Annotated in this window: 17 protein-coding genes; 10 read left to right on the top strand and 7 right to left on the bottom strand. The window is 59.8% G+C overall.

Annotation, left to right across the window (positions count from 1 at the left end):
* Positions 1–6 precede the first annotated feature (6 nt).
* Entirely contained in the window at positions 7–1773 is a 1767-nt protein-coding gene (gene mptB, locus HMPREF2978_RS03440) for a polyprenol phosphomannose-dependent alpha 1,6 mannosyltransferase MptB (protein WP_070744089.1), read from the bottom strand.
* 138 nt (positions 1774–1911) lie between these two features.
* Here mptB and HMPREF2978_RS03445 point away from each other — a divergent pair, with 138 nt between their 5' ends.
* From HMPREF2978_RS03445 to HMPREF2978_RS03475, 7 genes are all read left to right on the top strand, one after another.
* Positions 1912–2622, top strand: a complete 711-nt coding sequence (locus HMPREF2978_RS03445; RefSeq protein WP_070744130.1) for a helix-turn-helix transcriptional regulator — start codon at positions 1912–1914, stop codon at positions 2620–2622.
* Between the two features lie 61 nt (positions 2623–2683).
* Entirely contained in the window at positions 2684–4090 is a 1407-nt protein-coding gene (gene sufB, locus HMPREF2978_RS03450) for a Fe-S cluster assembly protein SufB (RefSeq protein WP_141761398.1), read from the top strand.
* Positions 4091–5281, top strand: coding sequence for a Fe-S cluster assembly protein SufD (sufD, locus tag HMPREF2978_RS03455; protein ID WP_070528386.1), 1191 nt, complete (start codon positions 4091–4093; stop codon positions 5279–5281). It abuts the gene before it with no gap.
* A gap of 27 nt (positions 5282–5308) precedes the next feature.
* Positions 5309–6067 (top strand): Fe-S cluster assembly ATPase SufC, encoded by a 759-nt coding sequence (sufC, locus tag HMPREF2978_RS03460; protein ID WP_070528384.1) that lies wholly within the window; start codon positions 5309–5311, stop codon positions 6065–6067.
* A gap of 64 nt (positions 6068–6131) precedes the next feature.
* Complete coding sequence (locus HMPREF2978_RS03465) at positions 6132–7379, top strand: cysteine desulfurase (protein WP_070528381.1); 1248 nt, start codon at positions 6132–6134, stop codon at positions 7377–7379.
* On the top strand, positions 7376–7825 hold the full coding sequence (gene sufU, locus HMPREF2978_RS03470) for a Fe-S cluster assembly sulfur transfer protein SufU (RefSeq protein WP_070528379.1): 450 nt from the start codon (positions 7376–7378) through the stop codon (positions 7823–7825). Before HMPREF2978_RS03465 ends, sufU begins: the two co-directional genes overlap by 4 nt.
* Positions 7826–8254 carry a metal-sulfur cluster assembly factor gene (locus HMPREF2978_RS03475; RefSeq protein WP_010186729.1) on the top strand — a complete coding sequence of 143 codons (429 nt, stop codon included), beginning with the start codon at positions 7826–7828 and terminating at the stop codon, positions 8252–8254.
* A 141-nt stretch (positions 8255–8395) separates the two neighbouring features.
* Here HMPREF2978_RS03475 and HMPREF2978_RS03480 read toward each other — a convergent pair whose 3' ends face one another.
* Positions 8396–10396, bottom strand: a complete 2001-nt coding sequence (locus HMPREF2978_RS03480) for a fructose-specific PTS transporter subunit EIIC (RefSeq protein WP_070744091.1) — start codon at positions 10394–10396, stop codon at positions 8396–8398.
* 160 nt (positions 10397–10556) lie between these two features.
* Between HMPREF2978_RS03480 and HMPREF2978_RS03485 the strand changes: the two genes are divergently transcribed.
* Entirely contained in the window at positions 10557–12188 is a 1632-nt protein-coding gene (locus HMPREF2978_RS03485; protein ID WP_070744093.1) for an ABC-F family ATP-binding cassette domain-containing protein, read from the top strand.
* A gap of 166 nt (positions 12189–12354) precedes the next feature.
* Complete coding sequence (locus tag HMPREF2978_RS03490; RefSeq protein WP_070528361.1) at positions 12355–13110, top strand: DUF2785 domain-containing protein; 756 nt, start codon at positions 12355–12357, stop codon at positions 13108–13110.
* On the opposite strand, the gene HMPREF2978_RS03495 is transcribed toward HMPREF2978_RS03490, so the two are convergent.
* The 4 genes from HMPREF2978_RS03495 to HMPREF2978_RS03510 form a co-directional block, all read right to left on the bottom strand.
* On the bottom strand, positions 13089–13673 hold the full coding sequence (locus HMPREF2978_RS03495) for a hypothetical protein (protein WP_070528359.1): 585 nt from the start codon (positions 13671–13673) through the stop codon (positions 13089–13091). The genes HMPREF2978_RS03490 and HMPREF2978_RS03495 overlap by 22 nt on opposite strands.
* Positions 13666–14355, bottom strand: coding sequence for a MerR family transcriptional regulator (locus tag HMPREF2978_RS03500; protein WP_070528355.1), 690 nt, complete (start codon positions 14353–14355; stop codon positions 13666–13668). The genes HMPREF2978_RS03495 and HMPREF2978_RS03500 overlap by 8 nt, the downstream gene beginning before the upstream one ends.
* 72 nt (positions 14356–14427) lie before the next feature.
* Positions 14428–15792: a PFL family protein gene (locus tag HMPREF2978_RS03505; protein WP_070528352.1), complete on the bottom strand. Its 1365-nt coding sequence runs from the start codon at positions 15790–15792 to the stop codon at positions 14428–14430.
* 15 nt (positions 15793–15807) lie between these two features.
* Positions 15808–16077 carry an ACT domain-containing protein gene (locus tag HMPREF2978_RS03510; RefSeq protein WP_010186707.1) on the bottom strand — a complete coding sequence of 90 codons (270 nt, stop codon included), beginning with the start codon at positions 16075–16077 and terminating at the stop codon, positions 15808–15810.
* A gap of 79 nt (positions 16078–16156) precedes the next feature.
* Here HMPREF2978_RS03510 and HMPREF2978_RS03515 point away from each other — a divergent pair, with 79 nt between their 5' ends.
* Positions 16157–16846, top strand: coding sequence for an SDR family oxidoreductase (locus HMPREF2978_RS03515; protein WP_070744095.1), 690 nt, complete (start codon positions 16157–16159; stop codon positions 16844–16846).
* Here HMPREF2978_RS03515 and HMPREF2978_RS03520 read toward each other — a convergent pair.
* Positions 16843–17589, bottom strand: a complete 747-nt coding sequence (locus HMPREF2978_RS03520) for a hypothetical protein (RefSeq protein WP_070528342.1) — start codon at positions 17587–17589, stop codon at positions 16843–16845. The two genes, HMPREF2978_RS03515 and HMPREF2978_RS03520, sit on opposite strands and share 4 nt — an antisense overlap.
* Positions 17590–17599 lie beyond the last annotated feature (10 nt).

The following is a 17599-nucleotide window of genomic DNA, read 5'->3' on the forward strand; positions in this document are numbered from 1 at the left end:
GGAGCCTTAGTCTAGGACACGGACGCCTGAGCGGCGCAATGCAACCCACCCCACAGCGGCGAGCGCGAGGAACGTCACCAAGGCAGCAAGGTAGATGACGAATACCGTCCCGGGAGGAAGCCCGAGCCCGCGGGGCAGGACGATAAAGCTCATCAACCCGGAATAGATCATGACGGCCATGCGGAAGAAGCGGCGGTTAGCCCACGCGGCGAGCGGCAGTACAGCCCACAGGATGTACCAGGGTTGGACAACGGGGAAAAACACCACGAGCACAAAGGTGGATACTCCCAGACCACCCACTGGATGGATTGCGCCGCGGTAGGTGGCAAACAGCATGCGGATCATGAAACCCCCGGCGATAATGACGCCCACGGTACGTGTGACGCTGAGGATGGCCTCGGTGTGATCACCCAAACCCAGCAGCATCCCCAGGGAGCCGGCGCCGACACCCACGGAGGTAGTCGCGGACAGCCAAGAACGGATCGTTGCTGCGCCGCCCTGACCAAAAATCCAGCCTATGTCGATCCCCGTGATGACAGTGACAGCGGCGATGGACGCTGCGAGCACCAGCAATTGGGTCACGCCAGCGCCAAGCACCGCCCGCACTGGTGGGATGCCGTGCTTGTCGACGCGACTCCGCGCCGCCGCCATGCCAACAAAGCCTAGGCCAATGAAGCCGGTCACCTTGACCATGCCCGCGCAGGAAATAAGGACACCCGAGGCCAGAAACAAAGCCCATACGCGCCAGCAGGCGGAGTGCTCATCATTAACCGCTCGCAGGCCCAGCTCTACGCCGACGAGAGCCAACCCCAGCATGAAGGATTCATTGTGGATTCCGCCGACGAGGTGGAGGATGGTCAAGGGGTTAAGGATGCCCAGCCACAGCGCCGCTTCGGGGGATACGCGGCACCGGGTAGCAAGCCGTGCAATGGCCCAGCCGGCAGCGATGATGCCGAAAAGAGAAAACACGCGGTGCAGCACCACACCCCAGATGATGGAATCGTTAGTCAGCCAGCTTACGACAGCTGCCAAGCCTAAGGCCACAGGGCCATAGGGCGAAGGGGAGTTTGCCCAAATGAAGGGGACGGACCGGGCAAGGTCATTATCCGCGCCCAAAAGTTGCACGGGGCCCGCGGAATAGGGATCGAGCCCTTGAAGCACGATGGAGCCGTTGGCGAGATAAGAGTAGATGTCTTGGGTAAACAGCGGCGCGGTGACGAGCAAGGGGAGAACCCACCCCAACCACGTTCGCCACATCTGACTTTGGGTGACTACTCGCGGGGAGTGGCTAAACCGCGGATCTTCGCTAGGTGTCGAGCCTGTACTTGCGCTTGCCGAGTTCTTACGCAGGCGCAGCGGCGCCCCCACCAACGGGGCCATGCATACCCAGGCCGTCACCATGAATCCGACACCAATAAAGACAAGGGCGGATGCTGATTGCAGCATGCGCGTCATGAGCGAGCCAAAAGGCAATGACTCATAAGGATTCCCCACGACGGGCAGGGCACCGGCACCCAGGCCGCCGAGTGCAATTAATAACGCTCCAATGGTTCCGAGCCATCTCAGGCTAAAAAGTGTGCGCAGTTGGGCAATGGTGCGGCGGTGAACGTCGCCAAGCGCTGCGTGGTCCGCGCCTTCGGTGGAGTCGGGAAAATCCTGGTGGAGGAGCGCGGAGCGGGATCCCGGTACTCCCATGCGGGGGAGTTCATCGCGCACGCCCCAGATGACTCGGTGCAATCGCCCCGATTGGGTGTAGCCGCGCTCGATATTCATGCCTGTTTACCTTAGTCGCTCGTTGGTGAGAAGCGACTAGGTGTCCGCGACACGAATGAAAGAGTGGAAATCGGGAATGAATTAAGGAACACTAGTGTTGTCTAAAGGGAGAATGTTTCATTCAAGGAGGTGTACACCGTGACGAAGGAGTTGCCAAGGGAAACTCGCTCTACAGAGGGCGATACCCGCAGACACGTCATGCTGTTGCTTCTCAAGGATGGCCCGGTAACGGCGTCGTATTTGGGTGGACGTCTCGGTCTCTCTGCAGCCGGCATTCGTCGGCACTTAGACATTCTGGTGGAGGAAGGACTCACCGAGGTGGTGCACCGCCGCCCGTCAGCCCGTCCTGGGCAGACGGCAGGCCGTGGTCGCCCCGCCAAGCATTTCCGCCTCACCGATCAGGGCCGCGCTCAATTCGGGCACGCCTATGATCAATTGGCGGCGGAAGCGCTCACTGCTTTGCGCGAAGCGGGTGGTCCGGAGGCGGTTCGCCACTTCGCTAAGGCCCGCTTCGAGCGTCTCGTGGAAGACGTGACACCTTTGGTAGAGGATGAAGAGTCTGTCCCAGAGGTAGCACGCCGCTTGGCTGAAGTGCTTGATGCACATGGCTATGCGGCCACGGTGACGTCGGTGGGCAACGGAGTACAGATTTGCCAGCACCATTGCCCGGTCGCCCACGTGGCCGCCGAGCACCCGGAGTTGTGTGAAGCTGAACAGGAAGTTTTCTCCGCATTATTAGGCAAACATGTGCAGCCCTTGGCCTCCATCGCGGATGGCCATGGAATCTGCACCACGAATATCCCCTTAACTCCCGTTCCACTATCTTCGGCGGAACGGGAGGAGAACTGATCGAACTAGAAAGGAGCGGGCTTTGACACAGGCACAACCAGCACCCGGGCTTGAGACCAAGATGAGCGATGACGAGATCATCTCCTCCATCGGTGGCTATGAGTACGGCTGGCGTGATTCCGACGAAGCCGGCCAGGCAGCACACCGCGGTTTGAGCGAGGATGTCGTCCGCGATATCTCGAAGAAGAAGAACGAGCCGGAATGGATGCTCGAGTCCCGCCTCAAGGCGCTGCGTGTATTCAACAAGAAGCCGGTTCCGACGTGGGGCCCGGATCTCTCCGGAATCGATTTCGACAATATTAAGTACTTTGTCCGCTCCACCGAGAAGCAGGCCCAGACCTGGGACGACCTGCCGGACGACATTAAAGAGACCTACGACAAGCTGGGTATTCCGGACGCCGAAAAGAAGCGTCTTGTCTCTGGCGTTGCCGCGCAGTATGAGTCCGAGGTGGTTTACCACAAGATCCGTGAGGACCTCGAGGCTCAGGGCGTTATCTTCGTTGATACCGACACCGCCGTGCGCGAATACCCGGAGATCCTTCAGGAGTACTTCGGCACTGTTATTCCGGCCGGTGACAACAAGTTCTCTGCGCTGAATAACGCGTGCTGGTCCGGCGGTTCCTTCGTGTACGTCCCGAAGGGCGTCCACGTAGATATTCCGCTGCAGGCCTACTTCCGTATTAACACCGAAAACATGGGCCAGTTCGAGCGCACCCTCATCATCGTGGAGGAGGGCGCCTACGTTCACTACATCGAGGGCTGCACCGCGCCGATCTACAACTCGGATTCGCTGCACACCGGTGTTATTGAGATCATCGTGAAGAAGGGTGGCCGCTGCCGCTACACCACCATTCAAAACTGGTCCACCAACGTCTACAACCTGGTGACCCAGCGCGCCAAGGTCGAAGAGGGCGGCACCATGGAATGGGTCGATGGCAACATCGGCTCCAAGGTGACCATGAAGTACCCGTCCTGCTGGTTGACCGGCGAGCACGCCAAGGGCGAGGTTCTCTCCCTGGCTTTCGCGGCGGACAACCAGGTACAGGACACTGGTTCCAAGATGGTCCACATGGCACCGAACACCTCCTCCAACATCGTCTCCAAGTCCGTGGCCCGCAACGGCGGCCGCGCGGCTTACCGTGGTTTGGTGCAGGTTAACGCCAACGCTGCCAACTCCACAGCCAACGTCGAGTGTGACGCCCTCCTGGTGGATAACAACTCGCGTTCGGATACCTACCCGTACAACGACATCCGCAATGATCACGTCACCTTGGGCCACGAGGCAACGGTCTCCCAGGTCTCTGAGGAGCAGCTGTTCTACCTCATGTCGCGAGGCATCGCTGAGGAAGAGGCCATGGCGATGATTGTGCGCGGCTTCGTCGAGCCGATTGCTAAGGAGCTCCCCATGGAATATGCGCTGGAGCTGAACCGTCTTATCGAGCTGCAGATGGAAGGATCGGTGGGCTAAGTGGTAGCTTCCAACGAATTTAATCCTGCTGACGTCACCAAGGGTGACCAGTTCACCTCATTCAATGTGGAGGATTTCCCGGTTCCGCACGGCCGCGACGAAGTCTGGCGCTTCATCGCGCTGCGCAACCTGCGTGGTCTGCACAACGGCGAGTTCGCACCGGCTACGGCGCAGAAGATCGACGTCGTGGCGCCGGAAGGCGTGACCTCCGAAACCGTTGCGCCTGACGACGATCGCCTAGGCACCGCTGGCGCTCCTGCCGACCGTGTTGCTGCACAGGCGTGGTCCTCGATGCCGGAGGCACAGGTCGTTACGGTCGACGCGGAAGCACGACTGGAGAAGCCGGTGGAGATTACCATCACCGGTGCTGGTGAGGGCGTGACTTCCTTTGGTGCAACCTCCATCCACGTGGGCCACCACGCAGAGGCCACCATCGTGCTTAAGTACGTTGGCTCCGGCACCCACGCGGACAATGTTGAGTTCGTGCTTGGCGACGGCTCCCAGGTCACCGTCGTCGTTGACGCTGACTGGGAAGACGATGCAGTGCACCTGTCCCACCAGATTGCAAAGGTGGGCCGGGACGCCGTACTGCGCCACAACACCGCCATCTTTGGCGGCGAGATTGTGCGCCTCGCTCCGCGCGTGGTTTTCGATGCTCCCGGCGGCGATGCCGAACTGCTCGGCGTCTACTTTGCTGATGCCGGCCAGTACTTTGAGAACCGCCTGCTGGTGGACCACGACGTGCCGAACTGCCGTTCCCGCGTGTTCTACAAGGGCGCTCTGCAGGGTGCAACGGCTGCGCAGAAGGCCGATGCCGGCTCCGCTTCCCGCACCCCGGAGGCCCGCACCTGCTGGGTCGGTGACGTGCTCATCCGCAAGAATGCGAACAACACGGACACCTATGAGACGAACAACAACCTGATCCTCACCGAGGGTGCGCGTGCTGACGCCATCCCGAACCTGGAGATCCAGACCGGTGAGATCGTCGGTGCTGGCCACGCCGCAACGGTGGGTCGCTTCGATGACCTCGAGCTGTTCTACCTCATGTCCCGCGGTATCCCTGCCGCCGAGGCACGCCGCCTCATCATCCGCGGTTTCTTCTCTGAAGTCATTTCCCGCATCCCGGTCGAGTCCCTGCGCGAGGATCTGGAATCCCGCGTCGTCGACGAGCTCGCCAAGATCAACGCTTAAAACTTTCCGAAAGCAGGTACCAACTCAATGTCTACCCTGGAAATCAAAAATCTCCACGCGCAGGTGCTCCCACACGAGGAGGACGGTGAGCCCACGCCGATCCTCAAGGGCGTGAACCTCACCATCAATTCCGGTGAGACCCACGCTGTCATGGGCCCCAACGGCTCCGGCAAGTCCACTCTGTCCTACGTTATCGCTGGCCACCCTAAGTATGAGGTGACCGAGGGCGAGGTGCTTCTCGACGGCGAGAACATCCTCGAGATGGAAGTCGATGAGCGCGCCCGCGCTGGTCTCTTCCTGGCTATGCAGTACCCGACTGAGGTGCCGGGCGTGAAGATGTCGCAGTTCATGCGCTCTGCCGTGACCGCTATTCGTGGCGAGGCCCCGAAGCTGCGCGAGTGGAACAAGGAGCTCACTGAGGCCCGCGAGAAGCTCTCCATCGACAAGTCCTTCGCTCATCGCTCCGTGAACGAGGGCTTCTCCGGTGGTGAGAAGAAGCGCCACGAGGTCATGCAGCTGGATATCCTCAAGCCGAAGTTCGCCGTCATGGACGAGACCGACTCCGGTCTGGACGTCGACGCCCTGCGCGTCGTCTCCGAAGGCATCAACAGCTACCAAGAGGAGACCAAGGGCGGCATCCTCCTCATCACGCACTACAAGCGCATCCTCAACTACGTTGTCCCGGACTTCGTTCACGTCTTCGCCGACGGACAGATCATCAAGACCGGCGGCGCCGAGCTGGCTGACCAGCTTGAGGCAGACGGCTACGAGCAGTTCCTTAAGTAGGCAGTAGCGCCGACCACGACCACACCACGACACGCTAGAGAAAAAGAACCGAGCACAAGGACCTATGCCTGAACTAGACGTTAATGCGATTCGGGAACAATTCCCTATCCTCTCGCGGACCGTGCGCGACGGTAAACCACTGGTGTACCTGGATTCGGGAGCGACCTCGCAACGTCCCCTGCCGGTATGGAAGGCCGAGGAGGAGTTCGTGCTCGGCACCAACGCGCCGGTGCACCGTGGCTCTTACCAGCTGGCGGAGGAAGCTGATGACGCCTATGAGTCCGCTCGCCAGGCCATCGCCGCCTTCGTCGGCGCTGATCGCGATGAGATTTCCTTCACTAAGAACGCCACGGAAGCGTTGAATGAAGTTGCCTATGTACTCAGTGACGAGCGCGCGGGCGAGCTTTATGTTGGTGAGGGCGATACCGTCGTGGTCACCGAGTTGGAGCACCACGCGAACTTGGTGCCGTGGCAAGAGCTGTGCCAGCGCACCGGTGCGACGCTGAAGTGGTACTCCATGACTGAGGACGGCCGCATTGATCTCGATTCGCTCGAGCTCGATGACTCCGTCAAGGTTGTGGCTTTTACCCACCAATCCAACGTGACCGGGGCTGTGGCGCCTGTCGCGGAGTTGGTACGCCGTGCCCGTGCCGTGGGCGCCATGGTGGTCCTCGACGCCTGTCAGTCCGTTCCGCACATGCCTGTGGATTTCCACGAACTCGACGTCGACTTCGCCGCGTTCTCTGGGCACAAGATGTGCGGCCCAACTGGCGTGGGCGTGCTCTACGGCAAGCAAGCGCTGCTGGCACAGCTGCCGCCTTTCCTCACTGGCGGTTCCATGATCGAGGTAGTCAAGATGGAAGGCTCGACGTTTGCCGAGCCACCGACCCGCTTCGAGGCCGGTACTCAGATGACCAGCCAGGTCGTGGGCCTAGGCGCAGCAGTGAAGTTCTTGAGCGAGGTGGGCATGGAGGCCATCCACGCTCATGAGCAAAAGCTCACTGCATTGGCCTTGGAGAAGCTTGCTGAGATCCCCGGCGTGCGCATCATCGGGCCAGAAAACACCGAGAATCGCGGGGGAGCGGTCTCCTTTATTGTGGATGGGATCCATCCGCATGACCTAGGCCAGGTTCTTGATTCTCATGGCGTGTCCATCCGCACCGGCCACCACTGTGCGTGGCCGCTGCACCGCGCGTGCAAGGCTAATTCGACCGCACGTGCTAGCTTTTACCTGTACAACACTGAGGACGAGGTCGACGCCCTCATAGAGGCGGTGCGGGCTGCCCGCACCTTCTTTGGAGTGAGCGAATGAACCTAGATTCCATGTACCAGGACGTCATCCTGGATCACTATAAGAACCCGAAGTTCTCTGGCCTCCGCGAAGGCCAGGCAGAGGTCCACCACGTCAACCCTTCCTGCGGTGACGAAATCACTCTCCGTGTCAAGCTTTCCGCTGATGGCACCACTGTTGAGGACGTGTCCTACGACGCCGAGGGCTGCTCCATCTCGCAGGCCTCAACCTCCGTCATGGCGGAGGAAATCGTGGGCATTCCGCTGGAGGAGGCTAACGCCAAGCTCGAGGAGTTTGATCGGATGGTGACTTCCCGCGGCGAAGTTGAGGGAGACGACCAGATCATCGGGGATGGCGTTGCCTTTGCTGGCGTAGCCAAGTTCCCCGCCCGTGTTAAATGCGCTCTCCTCGGCTGGAAGGCCTTCCAGGCCGCCACCGTGGAAGCGTTGAATGAATTGGAGAAGTAGATGGCTGATAACACTGAAACCACCGGTGGCAGCACCGATCCTTACCAGGACCAGAATGCCTCCTTCGATGGCGCTGCTGTCAAGCCTGAACAAACCGAAGAGCAGATTGCGAAGACCTTCGATATCACCGAGTACCTCCGTGATGTCATCGACCCGGAGCTCGGAATCAACATCGTTGATCTGGGCTTGGTCTATGACGTCTGGCTCGACGATATTGATGGCAAGAACACCTGCGTCATCAACATGACGCTGACCTCCCCGGCCTGCCCACTCACCGATGTCATCGGCGAGCAGATCGAGGATGTCATCGTGGGCAACAAGCTCGCCGAGGCAGTCCAGCTCAACTGGGTCTGGATGCCGCCGTGGGGCCCGAACATGATTACCGAAGAGGGCCGCGAGATGCTCCAGGCCCTCGGCTTCGCCGTTTAGTTTCGGCTGCAAGTCCCCATCACCGTCAGCCCGAGGCGCCTAAGGTCTTCACAACACGACCTTGGGAGCACTCGGGCTGGCGGTTTCTTTTTCCTTAATGTGCGGTGTTTTAAGTAGCTTTAAGGGCTTGAGAACGCACCGCTATGACGAAGCGGGTGAGGACGCCGGATCCAATGCCGAGGAGATGATGTCCACCGCTTCCTCCTTGGATGTGGCGGATTGAAGACGAGTACGGAAGTTATCCTTCATGATCGCCCGCGCCAGCTTGGAAAGCAGCTTGAGGTGCTGCTTGCCAGCATCCTCAGGCACAGCAATGAGGAAGACCAACGTCGTTGGCTCCTCGCCCTCTGCCCACGTAATCCCCTCGGGAAGACGAGCAAAGGCCAGAGTCGGCACTGTCACTCCCGCGGAACGAGCATGTGGGATAGCCACACCATGCCCCACACCGGTCGAATGCTTCGCTTCCCGCTCTAGGGCCGTAGTGATAACTGCGGAAGGATCAGAAAGCCGAGGGGAGACAAGCTGAACCAGCGATTCGATGGTTTCCTTGCGATTCGTGCCAAGGTCTTGGTCAAGGCTCACCGTGTCGGTAGAAAGCAAAGGTTCTTCCTGGACCGATGCTTCTGACACATCCTCCTTAGCTATGCCCGCTTCACCCCGTTCACCCGAGCTCTCATTCTTACTCTGGGCTTTTCTATTTTGGGTAAATCCGATCAACAGAAGCATGACGGAAGCACAGACAACGACACCAATAAGCAGTGCGATGAAGAAGCCCACGACGTTGTCGACAGCCCCGAGCACAGCAACGATGGGGCCACCATGCATGACATGGTCCTTGACCCCGAATACACCTGCCAGGGCGCCTGCTACCGCACCACCGATGACGTTGGCCGGGATGACCTGCAGCGGGCGTGCCGCCGCAAGAGGGATAGCGCCTTCAGTGATGCCAAAGAACCCCATGAAGAGCGCGGCGATACCGGCGTCCTTCTCCGCCTTATTGAACCAAGCACGGCGTACGAGGGTCGCAACACCCACCGCCAGGGGCGGTACAGCGATGGCGGTAGCCGCCATGCCCATCGGAGCCGCATTGCCGGCTGCAATCATGCCCCCGCCGAACAGGAAGGCAGTTTTATTAAAGGGACCGCCCATGTCGAAAGCGATCATCGCGCCAATGACGAGACCGAGGACAATGACAGAGGAGCCTTCCATCCCGGCGAGGTACTCGGTCATGGCTTCAAAGGCGCCGGCTACTGGCGCACCGACAAGGTAGATAAAGATGAGCCCCACAATGAGCGTGGTGAAGATCGGAATAACGATGATCGGCCAAATCGGGGCGATGTACTTATTAACGGGAATCTTTTTGATTCCCAAGGCTACGTAGCCTGACAGGATGCCTGTGACGATGCCTCCTAGGAAGCCCGCTCCAGCTTCAGAGCCGTAAAGCGAGCCGGTCGTGGCGATAAGGCCGGTGATGAGTCCTGGTGCCAAACCAGGACGGTCCGCAATGCCGACCGCGATATAACCGGAAAGGATCGGCACCATGAGAGAAAAGGCCAGACCACCAAGCTCATTCAGGGTGTTCCAGAAGGAGTCTTCGGGGATAGCCAGGCCCTCGGGCGTGGGTGTTCCTCCGATTGAGAGTGCTACCGCGATGAGGAGACCACCGGTGACCACGAACGGAATCATGTGGGAGACACCATTCATTAGCGCCTTGTAGAGAGTCTGACCCACCGCACGGAACCCCGTGGTACTGCTGGAGTTTTCATTATGCTGAGCTTCTTGCGGCTCTTCGCCCGAAGTCTTTTCTTCCCACTTCGCCGCTGACCGAGCGCGAGTGAGGAGTTCCTTTGGATGCTTAATCGCTTCATCGACACCAGTCGCTGCTAGGCGCTTTCCGCGAAAGCGGTCCTTTGCAATGACGGTGTCGGCACCGATCACGATGGCATCGGCTTCCTCGATGTCCTGAGAGCTAAAGGTGCCTTCGACGCCAATTGAACCATGTGTCTCAATCTTGATGCGGTAACCCAGTTCAGCGGCAGCAGCCTCCAGGTTCTCAGCGGCCATGTAGGTGTGGGCGATTCCGGTCGGACATGCGGTAATCGCGAGGATTAATGGAGATCTCGATGTGTCTGATGTGCTCATGACGCCAATCTAGTCACATCGAACTTCATGCATAAGTGAAACGCGCCGAACAGGAACCAGGTTTTCCAAGGTGCTCTTCACTCTGGATTCCCAGATACAAGCTGAAGCGTCATTGCCGCTGGTTCGGGATTAACTACCCTGGTTGCTAGACTGTTTCGACGTGATTGTGACCAATGATTTCGAGGTGCGCGTGGGCGCACGCACGCTTCTCGACGCCCCCGGCCAGCACCTTCGCGTGCAGCCGGGGGATCGCATCGGCCTGGTCGGGCGCAATGGCGCGGGAAAGACGACCACCATGCGCATCCTGGCGGGGGAGACCGAGCCCTATGGCGGCTCGGTGACGCGCTCGGGTCCTATTGGTTACCTGCCGCAGGATTCCCGCGAGGGCAACACCGAGCAAACCGCGCGTGAGCGCGTGCTCTCTGCGCGCGGCTTGGATGAAATCAAGCGCCGCATGGCCAAGCAGCAAGAGCTCATGGAGACGGCCACGGATGATAAGTTCCGCGACAAGGCCATTCGTAAGTTTTCCCGCCTGGAGGAGGAATACCATACCTTAGGCGGCTATGAGGCGGACTCCGAATGCGCCCAGATTTGTGACAACCTGGGTCTGCCGCAGCGTGTGCTCGACCAGCAGCTCAAGACGCTGTCCGGCGGTCAGCGCCGCCGCGTAGAGCTGGCGCAGATTCTCTTCGCAGCTTCAGCTGGGTCAGGCAAGTCCCAGACCACACTGCTTCTCGACGAGCCCACTAACCACCTCGACGCAGACTCGATTACCTGGCTGCGAGGCTTCCTGTCCAAGCACGAGGGCGGCCTGGTGATGATTTCCCACGACGTCGACCTGCTCGAGGCCGTGTGCAACAAGGTCTGGTTCCTCGATGCCGTGCGCGCTGAGGCCGACGTCTACAACATGGGCTTTAAGAAGTACCTTGATGCCCGCGCCACCGATGAGGCACGCCGCCGCCGCGAGCGTGCCAACGCGGAGAAGAAAGCCGCAGCCCTGCACAAGCAGGCCGCCAAGCTGGGCGCGAAAGCCACGAAAGCCGCCGCTGCCAAGCAGATGCTGCACCGCGCCGAGCGCATGATGAACGAGCTTGATGACGTCCGCGTGGCCGACAAGGTCGCCCACATCAAGTTCCCCGAACCCGCTCCCTGCGGCAAGACTCCGATGAACGCTAAGGGCCTGACCAAGATGTATGGCTCGCTGGAGGTTTTTGCCGGTGTCGATTTGGCCATCGACAAGGGTTCCCGCGTGGTTGTGCTGGGCTATAACGGTGCGGGCAAGACGACTCTGCTCAAGCTTCTGGCGGGCGTGGAGCGCACCGATGGCGAAGGCGGCATCGTCTCCGGGCACGGCCTGCGCATCGGTTACTTTGCTCAGGAGCACGACAACATCGACCCAGACAAAACCGTGTGGGAAAACACCATCGAGGCCTGCCCGGATGCCGGCCAGCAGGACTTGCGTGGACTGCTGGGCGCCTTCATGTTCTCCGGAGACAAGTTGGAGCAACCCGCCGGCACGCTCTCCGGCGGTGAGAAAACCCGACTGTCCCTGGCAACGCTGGTGTCCTCGCGCGCCAACGTGCTGCTTCTCGACGAGCCCACGAACAACCTCGACCCACAGTCCCGCGAGCAGGTGCTCGATGCCCTAGGTACCTACACCGGTGCCGTGGTCTTGGTTACCCACGACCCGGGTGCGGTCAAGGCTCTCAACCCAGAGCGCGTCATCATCATGCCCGACGGCGATGAGGACTTGTGGAACGACGAGTACATGGAAATCGTGGAGCTAGCCTAGAGCCTACTTCTCAGATATAGCTCTATCCTGGCTCTACTTCCTGCGCTAGACTCGGGCTCACAACCACACACCGCTCAAGACTCTTCTCTTGGGTTCTTCCGCTTCCCACGCACAGGGTCTAGAAGTGGTAAAACCCCATCGTGCCGCCGCTGGAGAGGAAGAGACCATGAGCACCGCCGCGACCCTAGATTCCGTCATCGAACCATTGCTCACCGGACTAGTGAGCAAGCGCCCCGAAGTACGCGTGGACTGGGCCTATACCGAATTGAAAGAGGGCATTGAGTCAGGCCAGTGGGACAGCCACCTCGGCCAGATTCGGGAGCGCCTCACCGGTTACCTGCGTACAGACAAAGTGTGGACCAAGGCCTTGTCCGCCCAGCTGCTCAATGTGCTCGCGGAGGCGGGCCACTTTCACTACGAGGACTACCTCACCTTCCGCGCGTGGTATGTCACAGAGGAGGACACTCGCGGCATTGTCAAAGACATCGGTCCTATCATGGCCGTTGGATATGGCGCCGACTACGTAGAAACCTGCGTCCGCAAGGGACTGATTCCGCCCGTCGAAGCGGCAGCAATCATCTCGTGTCGCCTTCGCGCCCCCGGAGGAGTGTGGCATGACGATGAGGGGGTGCGCTTAGCGCGCGCCGCCTGCACCACGGTTGCCAAGAGCACCTCCCCCCATATTCTGGAAATCTGGATCGAGCGGCTGAGCGATACCGTCCTCGCCCAAGGCGTACGCAACGGCAACCGAGCAGTGGTGGAAAACTTCACCCACTTCCTTAAGACCACGGGAAACTTGGTCCGCAGCGAACCTGAGAAGTGGGGAATTGATGACGAACGTGCGCAGCTGACCTTGCCGTTGATCGCAGAGCTCGAGGAGCAACTACGCAACGTCAGCGACTACCGGGAAGTAGTGCCATAGAAGCGCACCTTCGTTACCTCCGTCGTGAGAGCGCGCTGCCACGGGTATCGGTCTGGCGATGCCTGGACCGGTTCGCTGAGGAGCAGGAGAGTATCGGTTCCAGCTGGGCCACCGACCGTGATTTCACCTTCTCTTATCACAATCGCCGATTCGAAGGTACGGTCCGCGCGTTTGCTGCGAACAAGAGCCATCGGTACCTCAACGAAGACAGTGTTTCCGCGCCGCAAAACCGTGAGTTCGTTGGTGACATAGCTAGGTCGAATGCGTTCGGCAGCGATTAAGCCCCACACAAAGATTATGGCCCAGAGCGACAGGAGCAACGCTAGAATTCGCAGAACGCCCGCGGGCAGAAGAAGGTGCACAACGATCATTTCAACCACCAACACCGCGGTGAGAAACCCAAGCATTTGAAGCCTGCCCGGAGGGTGGGGAAGCGCCACCGCGCCCGTGGGGATCAACGTCTGGCCCCGCATCCAACGCCACAGGTCCAGGTAAAGTCCCACTTCATACTTGGCAAGGCGAAATCCAGGATGCTTCTTCACAAATCGCCAGACGTTAGCCACGTAAGCCTCCCACCAAAGCCTCGAGTGCTACACTTTGCGCACCTTTTGTCGGAGTGTCAGCCACGGTCAGCGGAGCGTTGCCCGGCCGGAGCGTTGGGTAGATTCCTCGCATCAAGCCCCGTGGAAGTATGGACTGCAGGTTGTCGACAATGCGCGAAACCCCACGATCTTGCGGAGACAGCGAGCCAAGCTCTCGCCACAAGGTTTCACCTTCACGGAGAGCTGCAAGGCAATCGTCGTCGGCGAGGTTCTGTCGAAGCTGCTCCCAGGTGGCGGATGTAGCTACTCCGGTAAGTGCCATGAGATCCCAGGAATCTAGTTCGAGTTGAAGCATTGCCGGATCCTCGATGACCTGGTTGAGGGAGTCCCGTATATCCTCTGGAGTCCCTTTGGGGGCTCGAGAAAGGGCGCGCAAGCGTTCTCGCTGCTGCTGCAACCGAGCAATTCGCTCATCCAGCATGCTAAACGAGCGCTCGACCGCATCGGGAGATGAGACATCAGCGATCGGGACGCCGGCGTCGATAAGCGCACGTGCACGCAGCACCGACGCCAAATCAGAAACAGAATAGTCGCGATAGTTCCCGCTGGTGCGGGCGGGTTCAGGGACTGCGCCCGTCTCGTGTAAATGTCGTACAGAACGAACTGAGCATCCAGCGACCGCGGCGACGTCCGATATCTTCATAGAACAAAGCTAAACCCTCACATAGTGTGAGGGTCAAGTGCTTGGTGAAATCTAATCCGAGTTACTGAGGCCTTAGTTTCGGAAACCGTGAACCGGCGCCGGGATGAAGCCACCGCGGTTGATGAAGGTGGAGTTGCCCACCTGGTTGACCGGGATGACCGGAGCGTAGCCCAGAAGGCCGCCGAAGTTGACCTCGTCGCCAGCCTTGGTGCCTGGTGCAGGAATGACGCGCACGGCGGTCGTCTTATGGTTCATCACACCAATGGCGGCTTCGTCCGCGATCATGCCGGCGATAGTTTCTGCGGAGGTATCACCCGGGATGGCGATCATGTCCAAGCCCACCGAGCAAATTGAGGTCATGGCCTCCAGCTTGTCGATGGAGATGACACCAGAGCGCACCGCGTCGATCATGCCCTTGTCCTCCGATACCGGGATGAAGGAACCAGAAAGACCGCCCACGCGGGAGCAGGCCATCATGCCGCCCTTCTTCACGGCGTCGTTAAGCAGGGCAAGCGCCGCCGTTGTGCCGTGGGTGCCCACCTGGTCGAGGCCCATGTGCTCCAGGATGTGCGCGACGGAGTCACCCAGTTCCGCGGTGGGAGCGAGGGAGAGGTCAATGATGCCGAAGGGCACACCGAGGCGCTCGGAGGCCATTTCACCCACGAGCTGACCAGCACGTGTGACCTTGAAGGCTGCCTTCTTGACTTCTTCGGCGACCTCATTGAGGGTGGCGCCCTCCAGGGATCCGAGCGCGCGATCGACCACGCCGGGTCCGGACACGCCCACAGATACGACGCAGTCCGGTTCTTCAATGCCGTGGAAGGCGCCGGCCATGAAGGGGTTATCGCCCACGGAGTTGGAGAAGATCACGAGCTTGGCGCAGCCGATAGCGCTGCGATCCTTGGTGAGCTCGGCAGCTTCCTTGATGATGCGTCCCATCTGCGCTGCGGCGTTCATGTTGATGCCGGCGCGCGAGGATGCGATATTCACCGAGGAACACACCAGGTTGGTCTCAGCCAGCGCTTCCGGGATGGAACGGATAAGCGCCTTTTCGGCGGTCGTTGCGCCCTTTTCGACGAGCGCGGAGTAGCCACCGACGAAGTCAACACCGGTCGCTGCGGCAGCGCGATCCAGCGCGCGGGCAACGTCCACGGGGTTTCCCTCGACTCCGGCCACGATGAGCGCGATGGGGGTGACAGAGATGCGCTTGTTGACGATCGGAATACCGAGCTCGGCCTCGATTCCCTCGCATACCTCAACCAGGTGTGCGGCGCGGGATGTCACGAGGTCGTACACGGCCTCGGCGGTGGCTTCCATGGTGGGGCGTGTGCAGCCGAGCAGCGAAATGCCCATGGTGACGGTGCGGATGTCGAGACGGTACTTCTCAATCATCTCGATGGTGTCGAGAATGCTGGCGGTATTGAAGCGGTTAAGCATGACTGGTTATCGTCCCTAAATCTCGTTCATTGCGGTGAACAGTGCTTCCGACTGCACGCGAATGGATTGCTTGATGGACTCACCGACGGTGTTCATCCGCTCCTGGAGCTGCTGGATGCTGACCTCGTTCTCATCGAATTCGACGCGCAGGATCATGGTGAAGTACTCAGACATGAGCGTCTGAGATACATCAACGATATTGACGTTAAGTTCTGCGAGGGCGGTGGATACGGCGGAGATAATTCCGGTGTTATCAACACCGGTAACAGTCATGATGGCGATCATGACTAGATTGTAGCCTGTACGTTTTTCCAGCTGCTCTGGGGTCCTGCAGAGAGATCGGATAGCGCGTACGGTGGCGCACATGACTGATACGACAACAACTGCGCGCAAGAAGGTTCTGTACATCGGCGGCCATGGCAAGGTTGGGCTTTTGGCGGCGCCTAAGCTTGCCGACGCCAACCTCACCGTCCATTCCCTCATCCGCAACCCGGACCAGGTCTCTGATATTGAGGCCCTCGGTGCCACCGCAGTGGTGCGCGATCTCACCGAGCTTTCTGTGGAAGACTGGGCAGAGCTTTTGGCTGACTATGACGTCGTCGTGTGGGGCGCCGGAAACGGTGGCCGTGCTGGCGCGGAGGTGACCTGGGCGGTCGACCGTGATGCGGCGCTGGCATCGATTGCGGGTCTAGAAAAGCTTGCTGCCGAGGGTAAGAACACTCCGGCCTACATCATGATTTCCTACATGGGTGCCACGGAGAACACGACCAATCCTGCGGATGAGAAGTGGTACGCCTACGTGGAGTCCAAAAAGGCAGTGGACAACAAGCTCAATTCCACGGACCTTGACTACCTTATCCTTGGCCCGGCCGCCCTGACGGAGGAGCCTTCGCGCGGCATCACCGTACTAGATAAGGACGCAGAGCGCACCGGTAAACTGACTACCTCCCGGGAGCTTGTCGCTGAGGTGGTCACCGAGGTCGCTGGCCGCGAAAGCTTCCCAGACTCGCCGCTGGAGTTTATCGATGGTGAAGGCAGCGTGAAGGATATCTAAAATCGAGCGGATGCCGCCGCATCAAGCGCGGCGATGACTTGCTCTCTGCTCAATTGGTGGTGGAGGCTCGTATAACGAAGTGGCTTTGTGGACAGGTGGGCCGCGATATACCACCCTGTGGGGTGCTTGAACGTCGCTTGGCTTTGGAACCGTACCACGGCTACTCCCTGCTGCCGGAAGGAGCGGGGAGAAGTGTGGGACTCAAACTCATCGCTGATGATTTCTTGAGCTGTGCCGTCTGGAAGGAAAATGCGTACCTTCGCCTTGTAGTAGTACTCGGTGGGATCCGCGTGCGGCACGTGTCGACCTGTTTGCCAGATCTCGCTGAGCAACGCGGGATAATACTCGATCCATCCATTTTCCGACGCCGTCCGTAGGCGGCGAGCACCCCACGTAGAACTCCGAATTGCTCGAATGTTCCGACCGGCCGCCACGACGAGGACAAGGACGAATACTGCAACGGCCAATCCCTGCCATCCGGAACTAATAGACATATCTTCGCCGATAATGGCTGATAGTGCGATAGCAAGGCCCACCACCGCCGTGATGAGATTGATCCGTAGACTTCGCCATTCAGGTGCGGCCCCGCCGGGGAGTGGCCCAGCCGCTGCGATCGCGCGAGCGATGCTAGATGTGCTTGCTCTCAAGTTCGGGGCGGACACAGAACGACGAGTGCGGGGAATGAGCCTCTCGGAGTAGTGATGTTCCGGGAAGTCGAATGGAGCTAAAGCGTGGTCAGACATGCTTATCAGT

This window comes from Corynebacterium sp. HMSC074C01, from assembly GCF_001814605.1.
Taxonomy (GTDB): domain Bacteria; phylum Actinomycetota; class Actinomycetes; order Mycobacteriales; family Mycobacteriaceae; genus Corynebacterium.

Coding starts and splice junctions, on each gene's coding strand:
- mptB (WP_070744089.1), bottom strand. CDS start 1,773: ATGAATATCGAGCGCGGCTACACCCAATCGGGGCGATTGCACCGAGTC.
- sufB (WP_141761398.1), top strand. CDS start 2,684: ATGAGCGATGACGAGATCATCTCCTCCATCGGTGGCTATGAGTACGGC.
- sufC (WP_070528384.1), top strand. CDS start 5,309: ATGTCTACCCTGGAAATCAAAAATCTCCACGCGCAGGTGCTCCCACAC.
- HMPREF2978_RS03465 (WP_070528381.1), top strand. CDS start 6,132: ATGCCTGAACTAGACGTTAATGCGATTCGGGAACAATTCCCTATCCTC.
- sufU (WP_070528379.1), top strand. CDS start 7,376: ATGAACCTAGATTCCATGTACCAGGACGTCATCCTGGATCACTATAAG.
- HMPREF2978_RS03475 (WP_010186729.1), top strand. CDS start 7,826: ATGGCTGATAACACTGAAACCACCGGTGGCAGCACCGATCCTTACCAG.
- HMPREF2978_RS03480 (WP_070744091.1), bottom strand. CDS start 10,396: ATGAGCACATCAGACACATCGAGATCTCCATTAATCCTCGCGATTACC.
- HMPREF2978_RS03490 (WP_070528361.1), top strand. CDS start 12,355: ATGAGCACCGCCGCGACCCTAGATTCCGTCATCGAACCATTGCTCACC.
- HMPREF2978_RS03500 (WP_070528355.1), bottom strand. CDS start 14,355: ATGAAGATATCGGACGTCGCCGCGGTCGCTGGATGCTCAGTTCGTTCT.
- HMPREF2978_RS03505 (WP_070528352.1), bottom strand. CDS start 15,792: ATGCTTAACCGCTTCAATACCGCCAGCATTCTCGACACCATCGAGATG.
- HMPREF2978_RS03510 (WP_010186707.1), bottom strand. CDS start 16,077: ATGATCGCCATCATGACTGTTACCGGTGTTGATAACACCGGAATTATC.
- HMPREF2978_RS03515 (WP_070744095.1), top strand. CDS start 16,157: ATGACTGATACGACAACAACTGCGCGCAAGAAGGTTCTGTACATCGGC.
- HMPREF2978_RS03520 (WP_070528342.1), bottom strand. CDS start 17,589: ATGTCTGACCACGCTTTAGCTCCATTCGACTTCCCGGAACATCACTAC.